A 4,220-nucleotide genomic window follows, 5' to 3' on the forward strand; every position below is an offset into this window, starting at 1 on the left:
TGGCGTAACTCTTAGGGATAAGCGCCGGCGGCGGAGGGGCTACCTTTACACTACCTTCTGTGCCATGTTGCTCACAGTATCGACAGCCGTATTTTTCACGGATATAACGGGTAACTTGCACGTGAGCAGGTATAAACTCAAGCTCTTCACGCACTTCTCCACCCATCACGTGCATCGGCTGATGGCAGCAATCACACGCCTGCTCCCCGGACGGTAGGTGAACAATAATTTCCCTGCGCGGCAGATGGGGTGGCAGTCGTGGGCGGCGTTTTTTCGCAGACGAAGGAACAGTTGCATCCGGGACGGCATCGTCCGTAATACTATCATTGTCGTCAGATAATTGGGTTTCACAGGCTTCGTCATCGCTGGGCGCCGCGTCGGGTCGATCCGCCTCAACTTCAGCTTCGTTAAAAACCTCACCCTGCGGGGAAAGCGGCTCGGCGCTGCGCCCAAAGCGTTTTCGGCGGCAAAGATTTAACTCTTCCAGCAGAATTTGGTATTTTTCCTGCCAATGAAGATTTTCGCGCTGAAAATCAACGATAATCTGTTTTAGCAAATTGATATCGTTGGGTAAGTTATCTATCGAGATATTCATGACGTGACTTTACCATGCCGCGGCAAAATCCTCCGCAAAATTTAACTGGCTATCCTGCAGTTGAGTGGTTGGTGCAGGCGCATTTTAGCCAGGTCGACACCAGCGAGCAACCAGTACCACTGTTCTTCGGTCAATTGTAAGGTTTTTTGACTGGCAGCAGGCCAACGGAAAAAATCTTGCTCCAGGCGTTTGTACCAGAGACAGAAACCGGTTTTATCCCAGTAAAGGGCTTTTACCTTGTCACGATGTCGGTTGCAGAAGACGAACAGGGCCTCATCGAAAGGGGAATGTGCCATATCCTGCTCGATAATCAGCAACAGGCCGTTGATACTCTTACGAAAGTCAACATGACCTGAATAGAGGTAAATGGCTGGCACTTCGACAAACATCTTCATGGTGCCATCTCGCGAATGAAGGTTGCCAGCCAACACGGAGAAATTCCGGTTGTCAGCCGTAACGTACAGTGAGACAGCTCCAGGGTGATAATCAAATGCGTTTGTGCCTTCTCTATCGTGGAGATTTTAGTCGTCAACTTTTCATCCCTGGAGGTCATAAGCGCATTTGGCGCCATGGCGTGAATAAAATGCGTGGGCTGTTCTTTCACAGGATAAAGCCGCTTTTTTGCATTGCAGAATGCGCTGCGGGTAATCGTATTCTGACGACAATACTGAGTTGGATTTAATCCAGAACATTTCTGAGCTTCAATGATGGCTCGCCATTCATCATCTGTACGGTAAACTCCCATCTAATATTTCTCCTCAATTTTTAGAGATGAACATGATGACAAATTAGGAGAAGTAAAAAAATGTGCGGATTTAACGACGCTTACGAAATACGCGCAAATTTAGCGAGTATCGCTGGTCTTGCACGACAAACACGCTTACAGAAAATGATGGGATGCAGATTTTTAGGGCGAGTTCTAAGGGGGGTAGTAGCCATGATAGCAACCTCAGTAAGTGGCTGGTTTTCGCTACCACAGATTTTCGACTCTCATGGGTGGTAGCCCAGACGGGGGTCGAAAACCGGCCTTACTGATACCGGCCACCCTTACGGATGCCCCGCCTGAGCCACCATTGTTTTACAGGTATGCTTAGGCGTTTCGCGACATAAAAAAAGACGCATGGCGCGTCATCTGTCGCCAGTAAGATACACGGGTTTCGACTCCCGATTAACCATTGGGGGTTAATATCTCAATTATAGCGATTGAACGGAAAAGCGGCAAGGATATCTTAATGGATGTGGGTGCATATTGATGGTAACACTTAACAGTGTTTACATTGACTTAAAACGCCATAATTTGTCAGTACCAATTTTTATTCCAATTCTTGGCGTCGCCATATATTCTGGTATGTCCGTGGTATCATAAACACAAAAATCATGCGATTGCGTTAAATCAATCTGGTTATTATTTTTCGTAATATTTAATTTTTTACAGAGTTTACCCGGACCATCCAAAGTAATAACTGTGGGGTTGTATAAATCGATTCCCCGAATTAAAACCGCCGCCGGAAATCCTTCACGCTCGGTCACAATATTCAGGCAATGATACATACCGTAGATAAGATAAACATAGGAAAAACCGGCAGCACCAAACATGACGGCTGTTCGTGGCGTACAGCCTCTCGCGGCATGACAGGCCGGATCATCCTGCCCTACATAGGCTTCAACTTCGTTGATAACACCATAATAATCAGCAAACTTTAAAACTTTTCCCAGCAAATCCTTTGCTACACAAAGCGTATCACGCTCATAAAATGATCGAGGTAAAATAGTATTACTCGACATCGATTAATCCATCAGTGCATTAATCTCAGCATCAGACAGCCCAGTAGACATTTTGACAATCGCCCGATCAACGCCGTTGGCCAGAAGCTGGCGCGCTATGGTTCTGGCAGATTCTTGCCTACCTTTTTCTATGCCCCGCTGTTCGCCTAGATGAATGCCTTCTTCACGTCCTTTCAAGATACCTTTTTCTATACCTTGTTGCTCGCCCTCTTGCCGTAGCTGCTCTGCAATGGTCATCACCACCTCCCGATAATCAGTTGCTTTCTCCGCAATCTGATGCAAAAATTGCTTTGCATCAGAAGTATTTCCTCGTTCTACAATATAACATATTAATCCTCGAAATAGCTCAGGCTGCAATACCCACTGATTGAGCAAGGACGCTATCTCCTGACTTAACTCTAGCATATCGCGGGTGCGGATATGCTTCATCACCAGTTCCATCAGGGCAACGTGCCGATGCGTGACAATCTCCTCGTCCGGGATAGCCGTAACATCAACCAGCGGGAACGCCTGCGTATAAACAGACTTTGCCAGTTCCGAGTCAGAAAAACAGTCAAACCAATGGGTACTGTAAGGATACGGCGAGGTTTTCCCTTGATAAAACAGCAATGGTATCACCACCGGCAAGGTGTCGTTGCCCTGCTCAAGATGCCGTTGCATGGCGGCAACCGCATATCTTAACAGCCTGAACGCCATCATCTTTTCCGGTCGGCTCTGGTGCTCGATGAGAGTATAGATATATCCCACTCCCGTTGTCGTCTGCACCGAATAGAGCATATCCGAGCACTGGCTACGCAGATCTGGTTCAATAAAGCTGCCGGATTCCATCGCCAGCGTACTAAAATCACACAATTGACGAAGTTTTTCCGGTAAATGAATTTGTAGGAAATCCCTTGCTATGGTGATATCACCAAGGAATTTTTTAAACAGGCTGTCGTGGTGGGAAAGTATCTTTTTCATCAATGCAGTATACCCTTGAAGGATAAGCCTCGCCATCCTCTCACATTAAAACTTGAATATCCCGCCGCGAATACCCAGTTTTTGTTGCTGCTGAAGTTTAACTGTCGCTTCCTGATTTTGTTTAAACAGCGAAAAACCGCGCTGTTGCTTCAACAACTGCTCTGAGGTATCCAATGGTTTCAATTTATCAAACGGCGCGGGTTTTATTCCCATTGCACCCTGATTTTCGATGCGCCAGTTATTGCGCTTGTGATCTGACCATCCCTGCTTATTGCCCTGCCCATCTGTCAACGGTACTTTTACTGTTGTTTCACCCTCCTTGCGCATTTTTATCACACTGCCGACTTTTACCCCTTCACGTTTGATTTCATCAGCAATGTTGCTGCCCCATCTCGTCATCTCTGTTTTGTTTTTCAGGGTGCGCAGAGTGATATAGTTTTGCTGCTTGTTTTTGGGGTCAAACAGGTAATTGGTCCGACCGAACTCAACTACTTCAAACAGATTGCGTAGACGCTCCGGTTCACGTTTAAGCTGTTCTTTCTTCCCGAACTCATATTTATGGGTACATTTGACCTTGTATCCCATTTTTTGTAAGTTCCCTGCAAATTTTTCGCGTAACTCGCGTAAGTCTTTTTTACGAATGTTGATCCGCTTACCACCATTATCAGGAATGCGTAACAATGCATGAACATGCGGGTGATGTTCTTTATCGGTATGGTATGCCATCAAAAAGCGATTTTCAGGATATTTTTTCTTTAGTGTCTCCTCTACCGCTTTAAAAATATCTTTCTCTGGCACCTCGGCTATCTTCGGTGATGAAAATACCATGTTATGCACCAGATTAGGTGAGCGGTCATGGGTGTACTGCTTTTTATCTTCA

General features: G+C 46.1%; 6 protein-coding genes. All 6 read right to left on the reverse strand.

Annotated features, from left to right (window positions below):
* Positions 1–595 (reverse strand): IS66 family transposase zinc-finger binding domain-containing protein (locus CBG25_RS13195; protein ID WP_290606354.1); only part of this gene is annotated, 595 nt, incomplete at its 3' end.
* A 41-nt stretch (positions 596–636) separates the two neighbouring features.
* A complete protein-coding gene (tnpB, locus tag CBG25_RS13200; RefSeq protein ID WP_290604955.1) occupies positions 637–990 on the reverse strand; it encodes an IS66 family insertion sequence element accessory protein TnpB in 354 nt (117 codons plus the stop codon).
* Positions 987–1,340 (reverse strand): hypothetical protein, encoded by a 354-nt coding sequence (locus tag CBG25_RS13205; RefSeq protein WP_290606352.1) that lies wholly within the window; start codon positions 1,338–1,340, stop codon positions 987–989. The genes tnpB and CBG25_RS13205 overlap by 4 nt, the downstream gene beginning before the upstream one ends.
* Positions 1,341–1,867: 527 nt before the next feature.
* Positions 1,868–2,380, reverse strand: coding sequence for a DNA-3-methyladenine glycosylase (locus CBG25_RS13210; RefSeq protein ID WP_290607180.1), 513 nt, complete (start codon positions 2,378–2,380; stop codon positions 1,868–1,870).
* Positions 2,381–2,383: 3 nt separating this feature from the next.
* Entirely contained in the window at positions 2,384–3,340 is a 957-nt protein-coding gene (locus tag CBG25_RS13215) for an Rpn family recombination-promoting nuclease/putative transposase (RefSeq protein ID WP_290607182.1), read from the reverse strand.
* Positions 3,341–3,385: 45 nt separating this feature from the next.
* Positions 3,386–4,220: MobP1 family relaxase (gene mobP1 / locus CBG25_RS13220; protein ID WP_290607184.1), on the reverse strand; the 835-nt coding region annotated here is incomplete at its 5' end.

It is taken from the genome of Arsenophonus sp. ENCA (genome assembly GCF_002287155.1).
Lineage (GTDB): Bacteria > Pseudomonadota > Gammaproteobacteria > Enterobacterales > Enterobacteriaceae > Arsenophonus > Arsenophonus nilaparvatae.